Origin of the sequence: Cryobacterium sp. HLT2-28 (assembly GCF_004402495.1) — a bacterium.
In the GTDB taxonomy this organism is placed as follows: Bacteria; Actinomycetota; Actinomycetes; order Actinomycetales; family Microbacteriaceae; genus Cryobacterium; species Cryobacterium mannosilyticum.
The window spans coordinates 136,248-158,154 of sequence record NZ_SOFH01000018.1; the positions used below are offsets into that span (position 1 = coordinate 136,248).

Consider the following 21,907-nt stretch of genomic DNA (forward strand, 5'->3'; position numbering starts at 1 on the left):
GTACGGCGCGGGTCGGGCTTCGGCGGGAGGCGGTCGCGGGAGCGGCGCCGGGGGCTAACCGGCTGTGCGTGCCCCGACGAGGAGCCGGGCGTGCTCGATCTTGATGCAGCGGTCCATCACGACGGTGAGGCCCGCGGCCTCGGCGGCCCTGGCGGCGGCCTCGTTCCAGACGCCCAGCTGCAGCCAGACGGTGGACGCACCGACCGCGATGGCCTCGTCGACGACCGGCGGGACGTCGTCGGCGCGCCGGAAGACGTCGACGATGTCGGGGACCTCCGGCAGCGACGCAAGGTCGGGGTAGGCCTTCTCGCCGAGGATGACGTCGGCCCGCGGGTTGACGAAGTAGACCCGGTAGGCGCCGGTGCCCTGCAGGTACGCGCCGACCTCGTTGCTCGGCCGGTCCGGCCGCGGGGAGGCCCCGACGATCGCGATCGAGGATGCGCCCCGCAGGATTCGGCCCACGGTGTCGTCGTCGGGTTCGGGCCAGGTGCTCGTGGTCATGGTGTTCCTCCTTGTGCCGGCCGGGACCGGAGCGCTGTCGCCGATCTGCCGTTTCATTACCTGCAACGCCCGAGCCAGGGTCGCCCATTCCCGCACGGGCCGCGCGGCTGACAGGATGGGCTCATGGTGCAGTCAGTGGAGACGGTTGTCGTGGGCGGCGGGGCGATGGGGTCGGCGACCGCGTGGCAGCTGGCCAGGCGGGGCCGCGGGGTGACGCTGCTCGAAAGGTTCGCGCCCGGGCACACCAACGGGGCGTCGCACGGCGCCTCCCGCAACTTCAACACGGCCTACTCCGACCCGACCTACGTGGCGATGCTGGCTGAGGCGCTGCCGCTCTGGCGGGAGCTGGAGGCCACGACCGGATCCCGGCTGCTGGAGCAGGTCGGTGTCGTCAATCACGGGCCGAACCGCGACTTCGACGCCGTGGCCAAGGCGCTGGCCGGTGCGGGGCTCAGGGCCGGGTTCCTCTCGGTGGAGGCCGCGGCGGAGCGGTGGCCGGGCATCCGCTTCGACGGCAGGGTACTGCACACCCCCGACGCCGGCCGGCTGAACGCGGATGCCGCGGTGAGAGCCCTGCAGGCCGCCGCGGCCGCCGCCGGAGCCTCCATTCGGCATGAGACCCGGGTGCTGCGCCTCGAGGTGCTCGGGGACGACCGGGTGCGGGTGACCACCGAGGCCGGCACCATCGAGGCGCGGCGCGCCGTCGTGACCGTCGGCGCCTGGACGAGTTCGCTGCTGGGCGGAGTGCTCCCGGTGCCGCGGCTCCGGGTCACCCAGGAGCAGCCGGCACACTTCGCGCTGCGGGACCGGTCGACGGATGCCGCGGCCGCCGCCGAGACCGGGTGGCCCGGCTTCAACCACGCCTTCGACCCGGCCGAGGCTCGGTACGGCTACTGGTACTCGCCGGTCTACGGCATGTACACGCCGGGCCAGGGCGTCAAGGCGGGCTGGCACGGCGTGGGGGAGGTCACCGACCCCGACGCTCGCAGCTTCCGGCCGGAGCCGGTTCAGCTCGCGGCCCTGCAACGCTATGTGCGCGACTGGCTCCCCGGCGCCGACCCCGACGCCTGCGACCCGGTCAGCTGCACCTACACGACCACGGTCGACGAGGACTTCGTGCTCGACCGGGTCGGACCGGTCGTCGTCGGCGCGGGATTCAGCGGGCACGGTTTCAAGTTCACGCCGACGGTCGGCCGGATTCTCGCCGACCTGGCCACGGACACTGCCGCGGCCCCAGCCCTGTTCGCTCTCTCCCGGGAGCCCGGCCCCGGCCCGGGCGGCTGGCTCGTGCGGCGCTAGCGCGGATCCGCGCGCATCCGCGCGGTTCTCGCGTGCCTGGGGTCAGGCCAAGTGCACGGCGACCAGGGCGAGGGCCGCGATCAGGGTCCAGGAGAGCAGGCCGACGGCCAGGGCGCGGCCGCCGGTGCGGAGGATCGTGTCGAGGTCCACCGCCGCGCCGAGACCGAACAGGGCGGTCGCGAGCAGGTAGGTCTGCAGGATGTCCGCGCCGGCGAGCAGCCCGCCGGGGAGCGGCACGAACGTGCGCAGCAGCACCGCGGCGAGGAAGCCGGCCACGAACAGGGGCAGGATCGGCGGCCGGGCGACCGGGACATCCGTCGCCGGGCCGCGCGCGTCACGGCGCCGCTCGCGCACCGCCACGGTCGCCACGATCGGCGCGAGCATGAGCACCCGGGTGAGTTTCACGACGACGGCCACGGCGAGGGCGGCCGGGCCGGCCACCTGGGCGGTGGCGACGACCTGGCCCACGTCGTGCACGCCCGCACCCACCCAGTGCCCGAACTGCAGGTCGGTCAGGCCGAGCGGATGCCACAGCACCGGCAGCACGGCAATCGCCAGGGTTCCGCACAGGGTGACCAGGGCGATCGGGGTCGCGGTCTCCTCATCCTTCGCCTTGACCACGCCGCTCATCGCCCCGATCGCGGAGGCGCCGCAGATCGAGAACCCGGTCGCGATCAGGAGCGGCTGGTTTCCCGGCAGGCCGAGCCTCCGGCCGAGCCAGAGGGTGCCGGCGAAGGTGAGCAGCACGATCGCGACGGTGGTCACGATCGTCAGCCAGCCGAGCCCGAGGATGTCGACCAGGCTGAGTTTGAGCCCGAGCAGCACGATGCCCAGCCGCATGATCCGGGTGGCCGCGACGGAGAGTCCCGGGGCCAGGACGCCGGCCAGGGCCGGGCGCAGCGCCGGCAGCTGGCCGGCCGCAATGCCGAGCACGACCGCGACGGTGAGCAGCGGGAACCCGGGCACGACCGCGTGGACGATCCCGGCGAGGACGGCGGCGGCGGCCGCGACGAGCACACCCGGCAGCCACATTTCTCCGAGCCTACGCCGCCGGGCGGTCCGCCCGGAACCGGCCTGGTGCCCGCGTCCCGCCCGCGGAGCCTCGTCACCGCCCCGTCGATCCCCGCCGAGATGAGAGAAAAGCCGCCTTTTCCCCGGGGAAAAGACGGCTTTGCTCTCAGTTCGGCGGAGTGGTCGGCGGGTGTTGGCGGGCGCCGAGCGGTCAGCGGTGGTGGAAGCGGGCGACCATCGGGCAGTCGAACGGGTCCCTGGCGGAGAGCCCGACCTTGTTGAGGTAGGCGATCACGATACCGTAGGACTGGAACAGGCCCGTCTCGGTGTAGAGGATGTTGTGCGACTGGCAGTATTCCTTGGTGATCTCCTGCGCCTTTCGCAGGTGCGGGCGAGCCATGTTCGGGAACAGGTGGTGCTCGACCTGGTAGTTCAGGCCGCCCATGAAGGTGTCCATGAACGTGCCGCCGCGGATGTTCCGCGAGGTCAGCACCTGGCGACGGAGGAAGTCCACCTTGCTCTCGTGCGGCAGCTGCGGCATGCCCTTGTGGTTGGGCGCGAAGGACGCTCCCATGTACACGCCGAAGACGGCGAGCTGCACGCCGATGAAGGCGAAGGCCATGCCGAGCGGCAGGAAGTAGAAGATCACGGCGACGTAGAGGATGATGCGGGTCGACAGCATGCTGATCTCGAGCCAGCGCTTGTCCACCTTGCCGCGACCGAAGACCGTCTTGAAGCCCTGCACGTGCAGGTTGAACCCCTCGGCCATCAGCAGCGGGAAGAACAGGTAGCCCTGCTTGCGGGTGACGAACGAGCCGAGCCAGCTGACCTTCGCAGCGTCCTCCTCGCGGAAGACGATGAAGTCGGGGTCGATGTCGGGGTCCTTGCCGACCACGTTCGGGTTGGCGTGGTGGCGGCTGTGCTTGTTCATCCACCAGGCGTAGCTGATGCCGACGAACAGGTTGGCGAGGATGCGGCCGGCGCGGTCGTTGGCGGGACCCGACTGGAAGACCTGGCGGTGCGAGGCCTCGTGGGCGAGGAACGCGAACTGGGTGAGGATGATGCCGAGAACCGCGGCGATGATCAGCTGGTACCAGCTGTCGCCGAGCAGCACGAAACCGGTGGCGGCGCCGGCGGTGGCGAGCACCAGCAGGGAGAAGACGAACCAGTAGAACCCGGTCGCGCGCTTCAAGAGCCCCAGGTTGCGCACGGTGTGCAGCAAGGATGAGTACTCGGTCGTGGGATTCTTCGAGTCGCCGCCCGGGCGGGTCTTGACGATGCGCACCGTGGGTGCGACGGTTGCTTCCGACATGAGGCCTTTGGTCTGAATCTGGACTTCTCAGTCGGTAGTGGAGCAATTACTCGTAAAACAGATATCGCAAGTGTACGGGCGGGACCCCGGCTGATGGTGTGAATTCACACGTGTTTCCCAGTCGTTATATGCCATCCGAGGCATATCAAGGCGGCTTCAATGCGACTTTCGGAACCAAGGATTCGGGACGGAATCCGTTCGCGTCAGCGCCAGCTGGGTAGCCAGATGTGCAGCTGCCAGAACAGGAACGATGTCTGCGTCCCGGTCCAGAGCGGATAGAAGTAGGCGCTCACCAGTGCGGCGGCGACGAGGGAGCCGACGAGGACGCGGATGCCGGTGCGCCGGCCGCCCGCACCGTCCCCCAGCCCGGGCACCAGGCCGAGGAAGATCCCGATCGCACAGGTCAGGCCGAGCAGCAGGTACGGCTCGAACGCGATCGTGTAGAACTGGAACACGGTGCGGCCGAGGTACATCAGCCAGGGCAGGTATCCGGCGACCATGCCCATCAGGATCAGGCCCACCTGCCATTCGCGGTAGCGCGCGAGCCGGTAGACGAGGTACAGGATCGCGGCCGTCGCGGCCCACCAGATCAGCGGGTTGGCGATCCCCGTGATCGCCTCCGCGCAGGTGCTGAAGTCGCAGCCGTTCTCGCCCAGCGACGAGCCCCGGTAGTACATGCTCGTCGGGCGGATCATGAACAGCCAGGTCAGCGGGTTGGCCTGGTACGGATGCGGCGTGGCCAGGCCGACGTGATAGGTGTAGGCGGCCACCTGGTAGTGCCAGAAGCTCTGCACCGAATCGGGCACCCAGGCCAGGGCCCCGGTCCAGGCGGCACCGGGGGAGGCCGCCCAGTTGCGGTAGAAGCCCTCGGAGGTGACGACCCAGCCGGTCCAGGAGAGCAGGAATGTGGTCACCGCGACGGGCACCAGCAGGAGGAAGGTGGCCGGCGCCTGTTTGAGCACGGCGGCGCTCCACCAGAACGCGACGCCGGCCCGCCGGCGGGCCAGCGCATCCACGACCACCAGGTAGACGCCGAACGCGGCGAGGAAGTAGAGGCCTGACCACTTGACGCTGCAGGTCAGCCCGAACGCGAGGCCGGCGGCGAGCAGCCAGGGTCGCCACCAGAGGGTCGGACCCCAGCCTGGCTCGCGCCCGGCCTCCCGGCGCCGGGCCATCCACTCGTCGAGCCGGCCGGCGTGCCAGTCCCGGTCGAGGAGCACGGCGCCGAAGCCGAGCAGCGCGAAGAACATGACGGAGTTGTCGAGGAGGGCGACCCGGGACATCACGATGGCGTTGCCGTCGATCGCGAACAGGAAACCCGCCAGCACCGCGAGCACCGTCGACCCGAAAAGCTTCTTCGCGATCAGCATCAGGAGCACGACCGCGAGCACGCCGATCACGGCGGTCACGATCCGCCAGCCCCAACTGCTGTCCGGGCCGAAGGCGGCCATTCCGAGCGAAATGAGCCATTTGCCCAGCGGCGGGTGCACGACGAAGGCCGGGTTCATCGTGAAGATGTCGGTGTGCCCCGACGCGAAGAGCGCATCCGCCTTGTCCGGCCACGTCGATTCGTATCCATTGGTGAAGAGCGTCCACGCGTCCTTCACATAGAAGGTCTCGTCGAAGACGAGGGAGTGCGGGCTGCCGAGGTTCCAGAGTCGCAGGATCGCGGCCAGCGCGGTCACTGCGAGGGGGCCGGCCCAGGAGAACCAGCGGCTGTTGAGGAGCACCTGACCATCGTAGTGAGCCGCGACTGCGAGACTGGGAGCATGATCATCCTCGCTGCCACCCCGATCGGAAACCTCGGCGACGTCTCCCGTCGGCTCGTCGAGGCCCTCACGACCGCGACGGTGATCGCCGCCGAAGACACCCGCGTCACCGTGCATCTGCTCAAGGCCCTGGGCATTGAGAACCGGCCGAAACTGATCAGCCTGCACGACCACAATGAACGCGGCAAGGCGGCCGAGCTGGCCGAGCTGGCCCGGGACACGGATGTCCTCGTGCTCAGCGACGCGGGGATGCCCACCGTCTCCGACCCCGGATTCCATCTTGTCGACGCGGCGGTCGCGGCCGGCGTGGTCGTCTCGGCGCTGCCCGGCCCGTCGGCCGTGCTCACGGCGCTCGCCGTGTCGGGGCTGCCGACCGACCGATTCACCTTCGAGGGCTTCCTCCCGCGCAAGCACGGCGACCGGGTCACCGCGCTGCGCGAGGTGGCGGCCGAGCGGCGCACCATGGTCTTCTTCGAGTCGCCCAACCGGCTCGCGGCATCCCTCACCGACCTCGGAGCCGTGCTCGGCGCCGACCGCCGTGTCGTCGTGTGCCGGGAGCTGACCAAGTTCTACGAGGAAGTGAAACGGGGCACCGCGGCCGAACTGGCCGAGTGGGCCGCGGCGGGCGTCAAGGGCGAGATCTGCATCGTCGTCGCCGGCGCCGAGGCGCGCGTGCTCGATCTGCCGACCGGAGTCGCCGAGGTGCTCGCCCTGGTCGCGGCCGGCGCCCGACTGAAGGAGGCCGCCGCGGATGTCTCCGCCGCGTCCGGCCTCGGCAAACGCGACCTCTACGAGGCGGCGCTGCAGCAGAAGTCCGGCGGGACCGCGCCCGACAAGCCGGACTACTCGGACCTGCCGCTCGGCTGACCTGGCCCGTTCTCCCCCGTCCTGCCGCTTCCTGTCGTGAGGGCCGCCAGGTTCGCACTGGGGAACAAATGAGGGATGCTCGTGGTTAACCACGATAGGTGACAGCCTGACAGGCGACACCGGAGGTGACCGATGACACACGCGGTGAGGTTCTCCCAATACGGCGGCCCGGAAGTCCTCGGGATCGTCGAGATTCCGGATCCCGTTCCCGGCCCCGGCGAGGTCGTCGTCGACGTTGTCGCGGCGGGATTGAACCCGGTCGAGACGGCCATCAGAGAGGGTCGTCTCGACGTGGAATGGCCTGCGCGTTTCCCGGCCGGACAGGGCAGTGACTTCGCCGGAATCGTTCGGCGGCTCGGCACCGGCGTCACCGGATGGAAGGTCGGTGACGAGGTGATGGGGCACACCGTCCGCGGCGCACAGGCCGAACTCATCGCCGTTCCGGTGACCGACATCATCCGCAAGCCCGATTCCCTGGCCTGGGAGGTGGCCGGCAGTCTGTACGTCGCCGCGGCCAACGCGTGGCGGGCCGTGCAGGACGTGAACCCCCGCCCCGGCCGCACCGTGCTCGTGCACGCCGCCGCGGGCGGGGTCGGCGGCATCGCCGCCCAGCTTGCCCGGCTGCGCGGCGCCACCGTGATCGGGACGGCCAGCCCGGAGAGCTTCGACCGCCTCCGCCAGCTCGGGGTCGTGCCGGTCGAGTACGGACCGGGCCTCGCCGAGCGGCTGACCAGGCTCGCACCGAACGGAATCGACGCCGAGTTGGATCATCGCGGCGATGCCTCCCTCGCCAACCTCCGCTCCTCCGACACGACCGACACCGTGCTGCTCGCCAAGATCGCCCGGATGGTGGCCGACCGTCAGATCGTCGTGCCGGTCGCGGCGATCTACCCCTTCGACCAGGTGCAGGACGCCTACCGCGAGCTCGAGGCCGGGCACGCGCACGGCAAGATCGTGCTCGGCCTGCACCCGGTCGGATACACCCTGCAGAAGGTGCGGGGTCTCACCATGCGGGAATCCGAGGCCACCGTGGACAAGCCCGGCCGGGTCGCCGGGCCGCCGGCCCGCGAGGTGCTGCCGCCGGTGTTCGGGCATCCGCCGACCCGGCGACCGAGTTCACCGGTGTTCCACTCCGGTGAGGGCCGCCGGGGGCTCGCGCCGTAACAGGGCAGGCGCCATCCGCTGCTCCCAGTAGGCTGGAGGGCATGTCCGACGGCTCATCCTTCTACATCACCACGCCGATTTTCTACGTGAATGATGTCCCTCATATCGGGCACGCCTACACCGAGGTGGCCGCCGATGTGCTCGCGCGCTGGCACCGGCAGGCCGGTGAAGATGCCTGGCTGCTGACCGGCACCGACGAACACGGGCAGAAGATCCTGCGCACCGCCATCGCCAACGGCGTCACGCCGAAGGAATGGGCCGACCGCCTGGTCGAGACCGCGTGGAAGCCCCTGCTGCAGACCGTCGACATCAAGAACGACGACTTCATCCGCACAACCGACGAGCGCCACGAGGTGAACGCGCAGAAGTTCCTGCAGCACCTCTACGACGCCGGGCACATCTACACGGGTGAATACGAGGGCTTCTACTGCGTGGGCTGCGAGGAGTACAAGCAGCCGAGCGACCTCATCGACGGCACCGGCGAATTCGCCGGAGTGCAGGTCTGCGCGATCCACTCGATCCCGGTCGAACTGCTGCATGAGAAGAACTACTTCTTCCGGATGAGCACCTTCGCCGACCAGCTCCTCGCCCTCTACGAGGACAACCCCGATTTCGTGCAGCCCGCCGCCGCCCGCAACGAGGTCATCTCCTTTGTCAAGCAGGGCCTGTCCGACCTGTCCATCTCCCGCTCCAGCTTCGACTGGGGCATCAAGGTGCCCTGGGACGACAGCCACGTCGTCTACGTCTGGTTCGACGCGCTGCTCAACTACATCACCGCCGCGGGCTACGGCCACGACGACGAGAAGTTCAGCCGGCTCTGGCCCGCCACCCACATCGTCGGCAAGGACATCCTCCGTTTCCACGCCGTGATCTGGCCGGCCATGCTCCTCGCGGCCGGTATCGAGGTTCCCCGCCGGGTCTTCGGCCACGGCTGGCTGCTGGTCGGCGGCGAGAAGATGAGCAAGTCCAAGCTCACCGGCATCGCCCCGAGCCAGATCACCGACACCTTCGGCTCCGACGCGTTCCGCTACTACTTCATGCGGGCGATCAGCTTCGGCCAGGACGGGTCGTTCTCCTGGGAGGACCTCTCCGCCCGCTACCAGTCCGAGCTCGCCAACGGGTTCGGCAACCTCGCCTCCCGCGTGATCGCCATGGTCGTGCGCTACTGCGACGGGGAGATCCCGACCCCCACGGTGTTCTCCCAGGACGACGACCTGATCCGCGCCACCGAGAAGCGGGCCACGGATGCCGCGGGCGAGGCCATCTCCCGCCTGGCCATCCACGAGGCGATCGCCGCGATCTGGGAGCTGGTCGACGAGCTCAACGGCTACATCACCAGCCAGGAACCGTGGGCCCTCGCCAAGGACCCGGCCAACCGGGCCCGGCTCGAGGCCGTGCTGTTCACCGCCGTGCGCGGGCTCGGCACCCTCGCCGTGCTGCTCTCGCCGATCGTGCCCCAGGCCACCGCGAAGCTCTGGCAGGCGCTCGGCGGCAGCGGCGAGCTCACCGACGTGCGCATCGACCAGGCCTGGCAGTGGACCGGTGGGACCCACGTGTCCCCGCTCGAGGCGCTCTTCCCCCGCATCGAGGCCACGGTTGGCTGACACTCCGGGCTCGGCCACCGAACCGGTGCGCCGCCGGGAGCAGACCGCGGGCCGCGACCTGCGCTACCCGCCGCTGCCGGAGCCGCTCGTCGTCCCGGTCTACGACAACCACACCCACCTCGAAATCGCCGACGGCGACGAGGGGCTGAGCGTGGCCGAACAGCTCGACCGGGCCTCCAGCGTCGGCGTCCGCGGCGTCATCCAGGTCGGCGGGGACCTGGCGACGTCGCGCTGGTCGGCGGCGGCCGCGGGAGCCGAGCCGCGCATGCTCGCGGCCGTCGCCATCCACCCCAATGAAGCCCCCGTCTATGAGGCCGCCGGCACCCTGGACGACGCCCTGGCCGAGATCTCGGCCCTCGCCGCGCTGCCCCGGGTCGTCGCCGTCGGCGAGACCGGCCTGGACTTCTTCCGCACCGGTCCGGAGGGGCGCGCCGCCCAGCACCGGTCGTTCGAGGCGCACATCGAGATCGCCAAGCAGCACGGCCTCGCCCTGCAGATCCACGACCGCGACGCCCACGCCGACGTCATCGAGACCCTGCTCCGGGTCGGCGCCCCCGAACGCACCGTGTTCCACTGCTTCTCCGGCGACGCCGAGATGGCGAGGATCTGCGCCGACAACGGCTGGTACCTCTCCTTCTCCGGCACCGTGACCTTCAAGAACGCGGACGACCTGCGGGGCGCCCTCGCCGCGATACCGCGCCGGCTGATCCTGGTCGAGACGGATGCCCCGTTCCTCACCCCCGCGCCCTTCCGCGGCCGCCCGAACGCCCCCTACCTTCTGCCGCACACGCTCCGCGCCATGGCCGACCACCTCGAAACGGATGTCACCATGCTCGCCGCCCAGATCTCCTCGAACACCGAGCTCGTCTACGGGCGGTGGGACGCCGAACCGGTGACCGCGCCCGACGCCGTGACCTCCACCCGGACCGCCCCCCGGGGAGGCATCGCGTGACCGAACCGAGGCACGGCTACCCGGCGGGCGAGGAACCCGCGGCGCCGACGGTCGACTCGCAGTCCGGAACCGCGGACCCGGACGTCGACGCGGACCGCGTCCCGGGGCGTCACGCCGCCCCGGCCGAGCCGGCTCCGGTGGTCGAGGAACCGGCCGAGCCGGCTCCGATGGTCGAGGAGCCGGTGGTCGGGCGACCCCGCACCCTGCTCGGCCCCGCCGAGATCCGCGACCTCGCCGAGATGCTGGGCGTCAACCCCACCAAGAAGCTCGGCCAGAACTTCGTCATCGACGGCAACACCGTGCGCCGGATCGTCAAGGTCGCCGCCATCAGCGCCGCCGACACCGTCGTGGAGGTCGGCCCCGGCCTCGGTTCCCTCACCCTCGGCCTGCTCGAGACCGGCGCCCGGGTCGTGGCCGTCGAGATCGACGAACGTCTCGCCGAGCAACTTCCGCTCACCGTCGAGCTCATGCACGAGGGCGCGCCGCTGACCGTCATCCGTGCCGACGCGCTCAAGATCACCGAGATCCCCGACGCGCCGACCCGACTGGTCGCCAACCTGCCCTACAACGTGTCCGTGCCGGTGCTGTTGCACCTGCTCGAGCACTTCGCCTCGATCCGCGCCGGTGTGGTGATGGTGCAGGCCGAGGTCGGCGAGCGCCTCGCCGCCCCGCCGGGCTCGAAGGTCTACGGCAGCCCGAGCGTCAAGGCCGCCTGGTACGGACAGTTCCGCACTGCGGGCAAGGTCAGCCGCCAGGTGTTCTGGCCGGTCCCGAACGTCGACTCGATCCTGATCGCCTTCGAACGACGGGCAGTCCCGCTGGAAAGCGAGGAACTGCGCCTGGCCACCTTCGCCCTCGTCGACGGGGCCTTCCAGCAGCGCCGCAAGATGCTGCGGCAGTCGCTGTCCAGCGTGCTCGGCGACTCGGCGAGAGCGTCGACGATCCTGGCCGAGGCCGGGATCGACCCCACCGAGCGCGGCGAACAGCTCACCGTCGATGACTTCCTCGCGATCGCCCGCGCCTGGCGTTCCGGGGCACGAGAAGCCGATGCGGCTGGGCTAGGTTAGTCACATGACCAACGCGGCCGCATCTCCCATGGTGCACGCGAGGGCACCGGGCAAAATCAACGTCTTCCTCAAGGTCGGCGCCGTGCTCGAAGACGGCTACCACGAGGTGGCAACCGCCTACCAGGCGGTCTCCCTCTACGAAGACGTGCGTGCCTACCCGGCCGACGACTTCTCGGTCGAGTTCAACGGATCGATCGACACCTCCGGCCTGGCCGTCGACGGCAGCAACCTCGCGATCAAGGCCGCCCGGGCGCTGGCCCGCAAGGCAGGCTTCCGCGGCGGCGTGCGCCTGTCCATCGAGAAGAACGTCCCGATCGCCGGCGGCATGGGCGGCGGGTCCGCGGATGCCGCGGCCACCCTCCTCGCCTGCGACACCCTGTGGGGAACCGAGGCAAGCAGGGACGACCTGCTCGGCATCGCAGCCACCCTCGGCGCCGACGTCCCGTTCTCCTTCACCGGCGGCACCGCGATCGGCACCGGCCGCGGCGACCGGCTCAGCCCGGCCCTGGCCAAGGGCCAGTTCCACTGGGTCCTCGCCCTCGCCGAGTTCGGCATGTCGACGCCCGCCGTCTACAGCGAACTCGACCGGCACCGCGAGCGGCACGCCCAGGACATCTTCCCGGCCCAGCTCCAGCCCACCGTCGACGCCAACGTGCTGCAGGCGCTCCGCGCCGGCGACCCTGCCATGCTCGCCGAATCGCTGCACAACGACCTGCAGGCGCCGGCGCTGCACCTCGCCCCCGGACTGGCCCGGGTGCTCGAACTCGGCGAGGCGAACGGGGCGCTGGCGGGCATCCTCTCGGGCTCCGGCCCCACCGTGGCGTTCCTGGTGCAGGATGCCGACAGCGCCCTGGAGCTGCAGGTCGCGCTGAGCGCCTCCCGGCTGCACGTGGTGCGTGCCACCGGCCCGGTGCACGGCGCCCGCATCATCCACGACTAGCTTCCGTTTGCCGCGACTGTTGCCGAATCGGACACCTGTTGCCGGTGTGCCGGCAACAGATGTCCGGCCCGGCAACAGTCAGGCCACGGGGGGCGAAACCGGGGCGGGAAACCGGGGCGGGAAACCGGGGGCGCGGGGCTCACAGCCACGCCAGCTAAACTCGAAAGCTATGGCACATTTGCTCGGGGCCGAGTCCCTGCACCTTGAATTTCCCACCCGCGTCATCTTCGACTCCGTCACCGCCGGTCTCAACGAAGGCGACCGCATCGGCGTCGTCGGCCGCAACGGCGACGGCAAGTCCACCCTTATGCGTCTGCTGGCGGGGCGGATGGAACCCGACGCCGGCCGCGTCACCCGTCGTCGCGGCGTGACCATCGGCATGCTCGACCAGGCTGACGACCTCGCCTCCGGCCAGACCGTCGGCCACACCATCGTCGGCGGGATCGACGAGCACGTCTGGGCGGGCGACTCCAAGGTGCGCGACGTCATCGCGGGTCTGGTTCGGGACATCCCCTGGGACGCCCTCGTCGACGACCTGTCCGGTGGCCAGCGCCGCCGGGTGGCCCTGGCCGCCGTGCTGATCGGCGACCACGACGTCATCTTCCTCGACGAGCCCACCAACCACCTCGACGTGGAGGGCATCGCCTGGCTGGCCGGCCACCTCAAGACCCGGTGGGCGACCAACTCCGGCGGGCTCGTGGTCGTCACCCACGACCGGTGGTTCCTCGACGAGGTCTGCAACATGACCTGGGAGGTTCACGACCGCCTGATCGAACCGTTCGAGGGCGGCTACGCGGCCTACATCCTCCAGCGGGTCGAACGCGACCGGATGAGCGCGGCCTCCGAGTCCAAACGGCAGAACCTGATGAAGAAGGAACTGGCCTGGCTGCGCCGCGGAGCCCCCGCCCGCACCGCGAAGCCCAAGTTCCGCATCGACGCCGCCAACGAACTGATCGAGAACGAGCCGCCGCCCCGCGACACCGTCTCGATGCAGTCGATGGCGATGCAGCGCCTCGGCAAGGACGTCGTCGACCTGATCGACATCTCGGTCAAGTTCGGCGCGAAGACCGTGCTGAACGACATCACCTGGCGGATCGCGCCCGGGGAGCGCACCGGCATCATGGGCGTCAACGGTGCCGGCAAGTCCACCCTGCTCAACCTCGTCGCCGGCACGCTCCAGCCGACCACGGGCACGGTCAAGCGCGGCAAGACCATCAAGGTCGCCGTGCTCACCCAGCAGCTCTTCGAACTGGACGACATCCAGAATGACCGGGTCAGCGAGGTCATCGGCCGTCAGAAGACGAGCTACATCGCCGGTGGCAAGGAGATCACCCCCGGCCAGATGCTCGAGCGGATGGGCTTCATGAGCGCCCAGCTGACCACCCAGGTCAAGGACCTCTCCGGCGGCCAGAAGCGCCGCCTGCAGCTGCTGCTGATCGTGCTCGACGAGCCCAACGTGCTCATCCTCGACGAGCCCACCAACGACCTGGACACCGACATGCTCGCGGCGATGGAGGACCTGCTCGACTCCTTCCCCGGCACCCTGCTCGTGGTCTCGCACGACCGGTACCTGATCGAACGCGTCACTGACAACCAGTACGCCGTGACGGAAGGCGCGTTCCGGCACCTCCCCGGCGGCGTCGACCAGTACTTGGAGATGCGCAAGCGCCAGGTCAGCGGCAACGACAAACCGGCGGCCGCGAACGCGGCGAACACCTCGGGCGGCAAGGCGACCCGCAAGCTCGCCATCGGCGGCGCCGACCTGCGCAACGCCCAGAAGGAGCTTGCGTCGATCGACCGGAAGGTCGCGAAGCAGAACGCGCGGATCGCGGCGCTGCACGAGAGCCTCGCCACCCACGACCAGGCGGACTACGACGGGCTCGGCGCGCTCGGCACCGAGCTGCAGGGACTGGAGACCTCCATCGCCGGCTTCGAAACCCGCTGGATTGAACTCTCTGAGCTGATCGAGGGCTGAATCGCAGATGCTGTTACCGCGTGTGTCGCCGCGGCCCGCGCGGTGCAGCATCCGTCGATAGCCTAGAAGTGTGCCTCGCAATGCAGCGGCACAGACTCCCCACCTCGCCCGACGTGGTTTCCCTGTGCCTGAATTGCCCCGGCAGAAACTCCGAACACAGCAAAAGGGGAACCCATCGTGAAAAAGAAACTTCTGGCCGCCCTCGCGGTCCTTCCGCTCGTCGCCCTGCTCGCCGGCTGCTCAGGCGGCGCAGCGGACGCGTCCGGCTCCGCGGCATCCGGTGACGACAAGGTCGTGAAGATCGGCGTCGTCGGGGCCAGCGACCCGTACTGGGCCGTGTACACCAAGGCCGCCGCGGCCGAGGGGATCACGGTCGAGGTCGTGGACTTCGCCGTGTTTGAGCAGCCCAACCCGGCGCTCTCCGCCGGCGAACTCGACCTCAACCAGTTCCAGCACATCGTCTACCTGGCCGACTACAACGTGTCCAGCAAGCAGGACCTCGTGCCGATCGGCGCCACCGCGATCTACCCGCTCGGCCTCTACTCGACCAAGCACAAGAAGGTCAGCGAGATCAAGAAGGGCGACACCATCGCCGTGCCGAACGACGCGAGCAACCTGGCCCGCGCCCTGCTCGTGCTGCAGTCGGCCAAGCTCGTGACGCTGAAGGACGGCGGCACGATCTTCTCCACCCTCGACGACATCGACACCGGCAAGTCCAAGGTCACCGTCACCGCGCTCGAGGCCTCGCTCACCGCGACCTCCCTGCCCGACGTGGACGGGGCGGTCATCAACAACGACTTCGTCGAGAAGGCCGGCCTCAAGTTCAGCGACGCCCTCGCCCAGGACGACCCGGCCGACCCGAACTCGCTGCCGTACGTGAACGTCTTCGCGGCCCGCGCCGAGGACAAGGACAACCCGACCTACCAGAAGCTCGTCAAGATCTACCAGACCACCAAGGCCGTGCAGGATGGCGTGCTCGAGGTGTCCGGCGGTTCGGCCGAACTCGTGCAGACCCCGGTCGCCGACCTCGTCTCCTCCCTCGCCAAGGTCGAGAAGGACACCAAGGCTCAGAAGTAGCCCGCCCGGACCCCGGTCCGGTCGAGCGCCCGTTCCCCGCACGTCAGTTAGGACTCCCATGCCTGCCCCCAGCCCCGTCGTCGAGCTCCGTGACGTGAGCAAGGTGTACCCGCCCACGGTCAAGGGGGGTGCCGAGGTCGTCGCGATCGACGGCGTGAGCCTCACCGTCGACGCCGGCGACGTCTACGGCATCATCGGGTATTCCGGTGCCGGCAAGAGCACCCTCGTGCGCCTGATCAACGCGCTCGAACGCTCGACCAGCGGGGAGATTCTCGTCAACGGGCAGGACATCGCCCGGCTCCCCGAGCGGGAACTGCGCCCGGTGCGACTCGGCATCGGGATGATCTTCCAGCAGTTCAACCTGCTCGGGTCCCGCACCGTGGCCGCGAACGTCGGCTACCCGCTCGAGGTGGCCCGTCAGCCGAAGGACACGCGCAGGGCGCGCGTCGCCGAGATGCTCGATTTCGTCGGCCTCAGCGACAAGGCCCGCGCCTACCCCGACCAGCTCTCCGGCGGGCAGAAGCAGCGGGTGGGCATCGCCAGGGCCCTCGCGACCCAGCCGGGCATCCTGCTCGCCGACGAGGCCACCAGCGCGCTCGACCCGGAGACGACGCACGAGGTGCTCGACCTGCTCGGCCGGGTGAACAAGGAGTTCGGGGTCACCATCGTCGTCATCACGCACGAGATGGATGTCATCCAGACCCTGGCGACCAAGGTCGCCGTGATGGACCAGGGCCGGGTGATCGAACGCGGCGACGTGTTCGACGTCTTCTCGAACCCGCAGCAGCCGGCATCCGCCCGCTTCGTCTCCACCGTTGTGAAGGGTCTTCCCTCGGCGGGGGAACTGGCGGTGCTGCGTCACCGCCACCCGGGCCGGATCGTCACGCTGGCCTTCCGCGACAGCAGCGTCGACCAGGCCAGGGTGTTCGGCGAGTTCGCTGCCGCCGGCGTCACCTTCGAGGTCGTCTACGGCGGGATCAACGAGATCCAGGGCCGCTCCTTCGGGCACCTCACCTTGGCACTGACCAGCGCCGGCGGAGATTCGAGCATCGACGCCGTGCTCGACCGGGTGCGAACGCTCACGACCGTCACGGAGGTGCGCTGATGGATTCCCTGATCGCCCTCATGCCCGAATTCTGGAAGGCCGCGGGGGAGACCCTGTACATCGTCGGCTTCACGCTCTTCTTCGGCGGCCTCGGCGGACTGCTCGTCGGCCTCGGCCTCTACCTGACCCGGGCCGGCAGCATCCTCGCCAACAAGCCCGTCTTCGTGGTGCTCAACCTGTTCGTGAACATCGTGCGCCCGATCCCATTCATCATCTTCCTCGCCGCGGCGCAGCCTCTGGCCCGGATGGTCGTCGGCACCGGAATCGGCAACAACGCGATCATCTTCACCATCTCGCTCGCGGCCTCCTTCGCAATGGGGCGGATCGTGGAGCAGAACCTGCTCACCGTGACGCCCGGGGTGATCGAGGCCGCCCGCAGCGTGGGGGCCGGTCCGCTCCGGATCATCTTCACAGTGCTGCTGCCGGAGGCGCTCGGCCCGCTCATCCTCGGCTACACCTTCATCTTCGTCGCCCTGGTCGACATGTCCGCGGTCGCCGGCTACGTCGGCGGCGGCGGCCTCGGAAACTTCGCCCTGCTCTACGGCTACCGCCAGTTCAACCCGGTCGTCACCTGGGCGGCGGTGCTGCTGATCATCGTGCTCGTGCAACTCGTGCAGTTCCTGGGCAACTGGCTGGCCCGGAGGGCCTTCCGCCGCTGACGCCCGCGACACCCGAACGAGGGGAGAGCGCCACGGACTGTTCCCTGCCCGGACCACCCTTGTTCACCTCCGCGTCACACGCGTCACCCAGGCCAGACACCCACCGGCTGGACAGTTCTCGCGGGGCAGAACGCCGACCCGTCGGCGCTGCCCCGTCTCCATTTGTCTTCATGCCCTGGGAGTCATCGTGTCACCGAGCCCGCTCATCGTGTTTTCAGCCTTCGAATCCACCGCCGACCCCCGGCTGCAGGGCTGGGTGACCTTCCGCCAGAGTGTCCAGACGGGGTCGTTCGCGACGGCGACCGCGCCGGAAGCCCCGGCCCGGCCTCGGGCACGGGCCCCCGGCGTTCCGACAGGCCACTCCGGGATCTGGCGCCTGCTCGCACCGAACAGCCGCGAATTGGGACGCAGCTCGTCCGTGTACGGTTCGTTCTCGGGCGCGCGCGCACACGTGCTGGAGCTCAAAACCGTGGTGGAGGACATGGTCGCGACGACGGTGACCGGACCGGTCGCCGGCACCCACGGCTGGATGATCGCGGTCGGCGGGGTCGTCGTCATGACGTCCGGGCGCTGGTACGGGGCCGGGTCCTCCAGCCGGGAGGCGGCATTCGGAACGATCGAAGCGTTCCGGAAGGCCGTGGTCGCGGAGGATGCGCGGTACAGCCCCGGCCCAGGGCGACGCGGAAATATGGTGCTCACTGAGGAGGAAAGAGCGTCGCTGTGGTGAGGGATGCCGCGGTGACTGCGAGCGCGGCCCCGCCGGCCGCCGGTCGGAAGCGTGCACGGCATGCGTGAGCGGCTCGGCGTCTGGGCCTGCGCCCTCTCCATCCTCGCCGTCGGTGGCTGGATGATGGTCGGCGCACACACGCCGGAACCGTCCCCGTTCACCGTCGCTGTCGCAGCGGCGTTACCCGCCGCCGTGATCGTGCCCGGCACCGCACGGCCGGACGTGGTATCCCCGGCCGCCGATGGGCTCCAGCCTGCCGCCGCGGGCAGCGCGCCCGTTTCCCTGGAGACCGGCAACGCCGGTCTCGTCTCACCCGAGTGGGTCCGGGATACCGCCGCGGCGACCCTGATCCCCGAGCGGGCACTGCTCGGTTACGCCGGCGCAGCCCTCCGCATCGCGGCCGAAGTACCGTCGTGCCGGCTCGGCTGGACCACCCTGGCCGCCCTCGGCTCAATCGAATCCGGCCATGGCACGAACGCCGGATCCGCGCTCGCCGCCGACGGGGTGGACAGACCCGCAGTCTTCGGCCCGCTCCTCGACGGCGCAAGCTACGACGCCGTTGCCGACACCGACGGCGGCACCTGGGACGCCGCCGCCAACGCCGACCGGGCCGTCGGACCGCTGCAATTCATCCCCTCAACCTGGCGGGCGTGGGGCGCCGACGGCAACGGCGACGAGGTGACGGACCCCCAGCAGATCGACGACGCGGCCCTCGCCGCCGGGCACTACCTCTGCCACTACGGTGACCTGTCGCAGCCCGTCGACTGGCGCGCGGCCGTCTTCGCCTACAACCACGTCGACTCGTATGTCGACAGTGTCGCGGCAGCCGCGAACGCCTACGCAGCGCAGGCACGGTGAGGAGGTGCCCGGCATGGCGTACGGACTGATCTCAGGACGCTTCCGCCTCGGCGAGCTGCTCGGAACCGGCGGCTCGGCCTCCGTGTTCGCGGCCGTCGACACAGAGAACGAATTCGGACGTCCGGTCGCCCTCAAGATCCTGCACCCGCACCTCTCCAGGGCCGCGTTGAGCAGGGAAGCGTTCTTCGCCGAGGCCACGGCGGCCGCGGTGCTGAGGCATCCGAACATCGTCGCGGTGCACGGCGTCGGCGTTCACGACCCTGACCGGGAACCGCTGGCCTGGATCGCGCTCGACCTCGCGCCGGGGGTGAGCCTGGCCGAACACGTCGAAAAATGGGGAGCGCTGCCCGTCCCCGACGCGCTCACCGTCGCGGCGGGAGTGCTCGCGGCGCTCGAGGCCGCGCACCTGGCGGGACTCATCCACCGGGACATCTCGCCCGCCAACATCATGATCGACCCTCAACACGACGGCACCCTGACAACGGCCGGCGTACTCCTGCTCGACTTCGGGCTCGCGGATGCCGCGGGCCGGCCTGCGCTTGGCGCGGATGTCGTGCGTACCCCCGCATCCGTGCGGGCGGTGCGCGGCGGTCCCCTGGCCGTGCTCGGAAGCGCCCACTACCTCGCTCCGGAGCAGGCCAGGGGAGAGAACGTCGACGAGCGAGGCGATGTCTATCAGCTCGGCGGCGTGCTGCACTTCGCCCTGACTGCCAGGCCACCGTTCCTGCGGGAGTCGACCGCGGCCGTGTTGCGCGCCCACCTGGACGCCCCGCCACCCGTGATGTCGGTGCTCCGGTCCGGCATCCCGCGGGGCGTGGACCGGATCGTCGTGCGGGCCATGCTCAAGGACCCGGCCGCCCGGTTCCAGTCCGCCGCGGAGATGGGAGCGGCTGTCGCCGAGCAACGCTCGGAGAGCGACGGGCGCGGTGGCCGGCAGCGCCTGGGCGACCCGACCCGCACGACAGCATTCTCCACGAACAACACGACCGCCTTCGCCACCACGGATTCCGTCTCCGGGAACGACCTCACCCGCACCACCGTGCTCGTCCCTCCGGCGGCAGCGCCCGGACCGCCCCAACCGCCCACGACCCTGCGGCCGACCACGATGCCGGCCGGGGCGCGTCGAACCGCGGCCCGTGCGCCCGGCGCCCAGGGCAGGGCCGGGCGGTCACGGGCCGGCAGTTTGGTGGCCGGGCTCATCGTCGCCGGCATCATCGCACTCGCGTGGGCCAACGCGTCCGACGACACCGCGCGATCGTCCGTCGCCGTGACCAGCACCCCGTCGGCAACGGCGACCCCGGTGGCAACCACGACCGCTCCGGCCACCCTCGCGCCCCGCGCATCCGTGCGGGTACCCGAACTCACCTCCATGTCGCTCGCCGAGGCCCGGGCGGCCCTCGCGGGGTCCGGCCTCGAGGTGGGCCGGCTCGCGACCCAGGAATCGGTGCGCGCCGGCGACACGGTGCTTGGAGTCACTCCGGTACCGGGCTCGCGGGTGTCGCCCGGGGCGTCCGTCGACCTCGTCGTCGCCTCGGGGTCGAACGCCGTCCCGGAGGTGTCCGGAATGACATCGGGCGAGGCGATCGCAGCCATCCAGAGCGCGGGCTTCGTGACCCTGACCGAATCGCGCAGCGACGCCGCGAGGGTGCCCGGCACGGTGCTGGGCAGCGCGCCCGGCGCGGGAACCGTGTTGCGGCTCCGCACCGCCGTCACCGTGACCGTGGCGGCGGCGCCCACGCCGAACCCGGCACCGTCGACCTCCTCCCCGGCCCCGACGAGCGACCCCACGAGTACGCCGTCGACACCTCCGGCCAGCCCCGCGCCGTAGGGCTGAAAGCGCCGCCAAGACAACACACGGTGTCCACGTCTCGGTGGCGAAACCGACGCCCAATGTTCACCCGCGGACCCAACCATGTCATTCGGACGCGATGCCCTAGCTCACGTTCTTCCCGCATCGAGTCTGCCCGAGGACAACCATGTCAATCACGACCCTGCCTTCACCGCGCCCGGGGATCTCCCCGGACGGCGTGGAGGCACCCGCCGACCAGGACGCCCCGCGGCGATCCCTGGATTCGCGGCCGTCGGGCTCGGACACCGTCTTCCGCTCGGTCGCCTTCGGCTCCGGCGCGATCACTGTGGCCATCATGCTCGCCGTCGGGGTCTTCCTCTCGATCCGGGCCTCCGATGCCCTCGGCGTCGCCGGCCTCTCCTTCCTGACCGAGCAGGAATGGTCGCCGGAGAGCAAAACCTTCGGCATCGCCTCAGTGCTGTTCGGCACGATCACGATCGCGCTGATCGCCATGTGCGTGGCGGTGCCGCTCGCCCTCGGCACGGCGCTGCTCATCTCCGAGGTGGCGGTGGGCAGGATGCGCGCCACGCTGGTCACCCTCGTGGACCTCATGGCCGCGGTGCCGAGCGTCGTCTTCGGCCTGTGGGGAGTCTTCTTCCTCCAGGCGAACGTCATCCCGGTCGCCACCTGGATCTCGACCTACTTCGGCTGGATCCCGTTCTTCCGGGTCACGGATGCCACCGGCAACGCCCTCACCGAAGCCAGCGCTTTCACGTCGTCGGCCTTCATCGCCGGCATCGTCGTCGGCCTCATGGTCGTCCCCACCCAGACCTCGGTGATGAGGGAGGCCTTCTCCCAGGCGCCCGTCGGGGAACGGGAGGCTGCGTTCGCCCTGGGGTCGACCCGCTGGGGGATGATCCGGGCCGTCGTGCTCCCGTTCGGCCGCGGCGGCATCATTGGCGGCACCATGCTCGGCCTTGGCCGCGCACTCGGAGAGACCATCGCGGTGTACATGATCATCTCGCCGATCTTCACCATCAACTGGGAGGTGCTCAAGACGGGCACGAACTCGGTGTCGGCCCTGATCGCCCTGCGCTACGGCGAGTCCAGCGCCTTCGGGCTGTCGGCTCTCATGGCCGCCGGGCTCGTGCTCTTCCTGATCACCCTGGTGATCAACTTCTCCGCGTCGTCGATCGTCGCCCGATCCCGCTCCGGGGCAGAGAGCAGCTGA

The 21,907-nt window shown here is 70.0% G+C and carries 19 protein-coding genes; 15 read left to right on the forward strand and 4 right to left on the reverse strand.

Annotated elements, in window-relative coordinates; genetic code table 11:
* Positions 1 to 54: 54 nt before the first annotated feature.
* Positions 55 to 501, reverse strand: coding sequence for a CoA-binding protein (locus tag E3O48_RS08270; RefSeq protein ID WP_174774774.1), 447 nt, complete (start codon positions 499 to 501; stop codon positions 55 to 57).
* Positions 502 to 624: 123 nt separating this feature from the next.
* Here E3O48_RS08270 and E3O48_RS08275 point away from each other — a divergent pair, with 123 nt between their 5' ends.
* Positions 625 to 1,800, forward strand: a complete 1,176-nt coding sequence (locus tag E3O48_RS08275; RefSeq protein WP_134538053.1) for an FAD-dependent oxidoreductase — start codon at positions 625 to 627, stop codon at positions 1,798 to 1,800.
* 42 nt (positions 1,801 to 1,842) lie between these two features.
* Here the strand turns inward: E3O48_RS08275 and E3O48_RS08280 are convergent, their stop codons facing one another.
* The 3 genes from E3O48_RS08280 to E3O48_RS08290 all read right to left on the reverse strand — a co-directional run bounded on the left by E3O48_RS08280 (position 1,843) and on the right by E3O48_RS08290 (position 5,853).
* Positions 1,843 to 2,832, reverse strand: coding sequence for a YeiH family protein (locus E3O48_RS08280; protein ID WP_134538054.1), 990 nt, complete (start codon positions 2,830 to 2,832; stop codon positions 1,843 to 1,845).
* 190 nt (positions 2,833 to 3,022) lie between these two features.
* Entirely contained in the window at positions 3,023 to 4,123 is a 1,101-nt protein-coding gene (locus E3O48_RS08285; RefSeq protein ID WP_134510824.1) for an acyl-CoA desaturase, read from the reverse strand.
* A 203-nt stretch (positions 4,124 to 4,326) separates the two neighbouring features.
* Positions 4,327 to 5,853: a dolichyl-phosphate-mannose--protein mannosyltransferase gene (locus tag E3O48_RS08290; RefSeq protein ID WP_241982458.1), complete on the reverse strand. Its 1,527-nt coding sequence runs from the start codon at positions 5,851 to 5,853 to the stop codon at positions 4,327 to 4,329.
* A gap of 39 nt (positions 5,854 to 5,892) precedes the next feature.
* On the opposite strand from E3O48_RS08290, the gene rsmI reads away from it, so the two are divergent.
* The 14 genes from rsmI (at position 5,893) to pstC (ending at position 21,907) form a co-directional block, all read left to right on the forward strand.
* The gene (rsmI, locus tag E3O48_RS08295; RefSeq protein ID WP_134510826.1) at positions 5,893 to 6,759 is read left to right on the forward strand and encodes a 16S rRNA (cytidine(1402)-2'-O)-methyltransferase; all 867 of its coding nucleotides are present in this window, start codon (positions 5,893 to 5,895) and stop codon (positions 6,757 to 6,759) included.
* 132 nt (positions 6,760 to 6,891) lie between these two features.
* On the forward strand, positions 6,892 to 7,923 hold the full coding sequence (locus E3O48_RS08300) for an NADP-dependent oxidoreductase (RefSeq protein ID WP_134538056.1): 1,032 nt from the start codon (positions 6,892 to 6,894) through the stop codon (positions 7,921 to 7,923).
* Between the two features lie 41 nt (positions 7,924 to 7,964).
* A complete protein-coding gene (metG, locus tag E3O48_RS08305; RefSeq protein ID WP_134538057.1) occupies positions 7,965 to 9,527 on the forward strand; it encodes a methionine--tRNA ligase in 1,563 nt (520 codons plus the stop codon).
* The gene (locus E3O48_RS08310) at positions 9,520 to 10,479 is read left to right on the forward strand and encodes a TatD family hydrolase (RefSeq protein WP_134538058.1); all 960 of its coding nucleotides are present in this window, start codon (positions 9,520 to 9,522) and stop codon (positions 10,477 to 10,479) included. Before metG ends, E3O48_RS08310 begins: the two co-directional genes overlap by 8 nt.
* Before the next feature lie 167 nt (positions 10,480 to 10,646).
* The gene (gene rsmA, locus E3O48_RS08315) at positions 10,647 to 11,546 is read left to right on the forward strand and encodes a 16S rRNA (adenine(1518)-N(6)/adenine(1519)-N(6))-dimethyltransferase RsmA (RefSeq protein WP_134538201.1); all 900 of its coding nucleotides are present in this window, start codon (positions 10,647 to 10,649) and stop codon (positions 11,544 to 11,546) included.
* A gap of 4 nt (positions 11,547 to 11,550) precedes the next feature.
* The gene (locus E3O48_RS08320; protein ID WP_134538059.1) at positions 11,551 to 12,486 is read left to right on the forward strand and encodes a 4-(cytidine 5'-diphospho)-2-C-methyl-D-erythritol kinase; all 936 of its coding nucleotides are present in this window, start codon (positions 11,551 to 11,553) and stop codon (positions 12,484 to 12,486) included.
* Positions 12,487 to 12,655: 169 nt separating this feature from the next.
* Positions 12,656 to 14,461: an ABC-F family ATP-binding cassette domain-containing protein gene (locus E3O48_RS08325; RefSeq protein WP_134510831.1), complete on the forward strand. Its 1,806-nt coding sequence runs from the start codon at positions 12,656 to 12,658 to the stop codon at positions 14,459 to 14,461.
* 177 nt (positions 14,462 to 14,638) lie between these two features.
* Positions 14,639 to 15,538 carry a MetQ/NlpA family ABC transporter substrate-binding protein gene (locus E3O48_RS08330; RefSeq protein ID WP_134538060.1) on the forward strand — a complete coding sequence of 300 codons (900 nt, stop codon included), beginning with the start codon at positions 14,639 to 14,641 and terminating at the stop codon, positions 15,536 to 15,538.
* Positions 15,539 to 15,596: 58 nt separating this feature from the next.
* On the forward strand, positions 15,597 to 16,643 hold the full coding sequence (locus tag E3O48_RS08335; protein ID WP_134510833.1) for a methionine ABC transporter ATP-binding protein: 1,047 nt from the start codon (positions 15,597 to 15,599) through the stop codon (positions 16,641 to 16,643).
* On the forward strand, positions 16,643 to 17,302 hold the full coding sequence (locus E3O48_RS08340) for a methionine ABC transporter permease (protein ID WP_134510834.1): 660 nt from the start codon (positions 16,643 to 16,645) through the stop codon (positions 17,300 to 17,302). Before E3O48_RS08335 ends, E3O48_RS08340 begins: the two co-directional genes overlap by 1 nt.
* Before the next feature lie 187 nt (positions 17,303 to 17,489).
* Positions 17,490 to 18,029, forward strand: a complete 540-nt coding sequence (locus E3O48_RS08345) for a hypothetical protein (protein ID WP_134538061.1) — start codon at positions 17,490 to 17,492, stop codon at positions 18,027 to 18,029.
* A gap of 60 nt (positions 18,030 to 18,089) precedes the next feature.
* The gene (locus E3O48_RS08350; RefSeq protein WP_134538062.1) at positions 18,090 to 18,887 is read left to right on the forward strand and encodes a lytic transglycosylase domain-containing protein; all 798 of its coding nucleotides are present in this window, start codon (positions 18,090 to 18,092) and stop codon (positions 18,885 to 18,887) included.
* Positions 18,888 to 18,900: 13 nt separating this feature from the next.
* A complete protein-coding gene (locus tag E3O48_RS08355; protein WP_166788656.1) occupies positions 18,901 to 20,715 on the forward strand; it encodes a PASTA domain-containing protein in 1,815 nt (604 codons plus the stop codon).
* A gap of 148 nt (positions 20,716 to 20,863) precedes the next feature.
* Positions 20,864 to 21,907, forward strand: a complete 1,044-nt coding sequence (pstC, locus tag E3O48_RS08360; protein ID WP_134538064.1) for a phosphate ABC transporter permease subunit PstC — start codon at positions 20,864 to 20,866, stop codon at positions 21,905 to 21,907.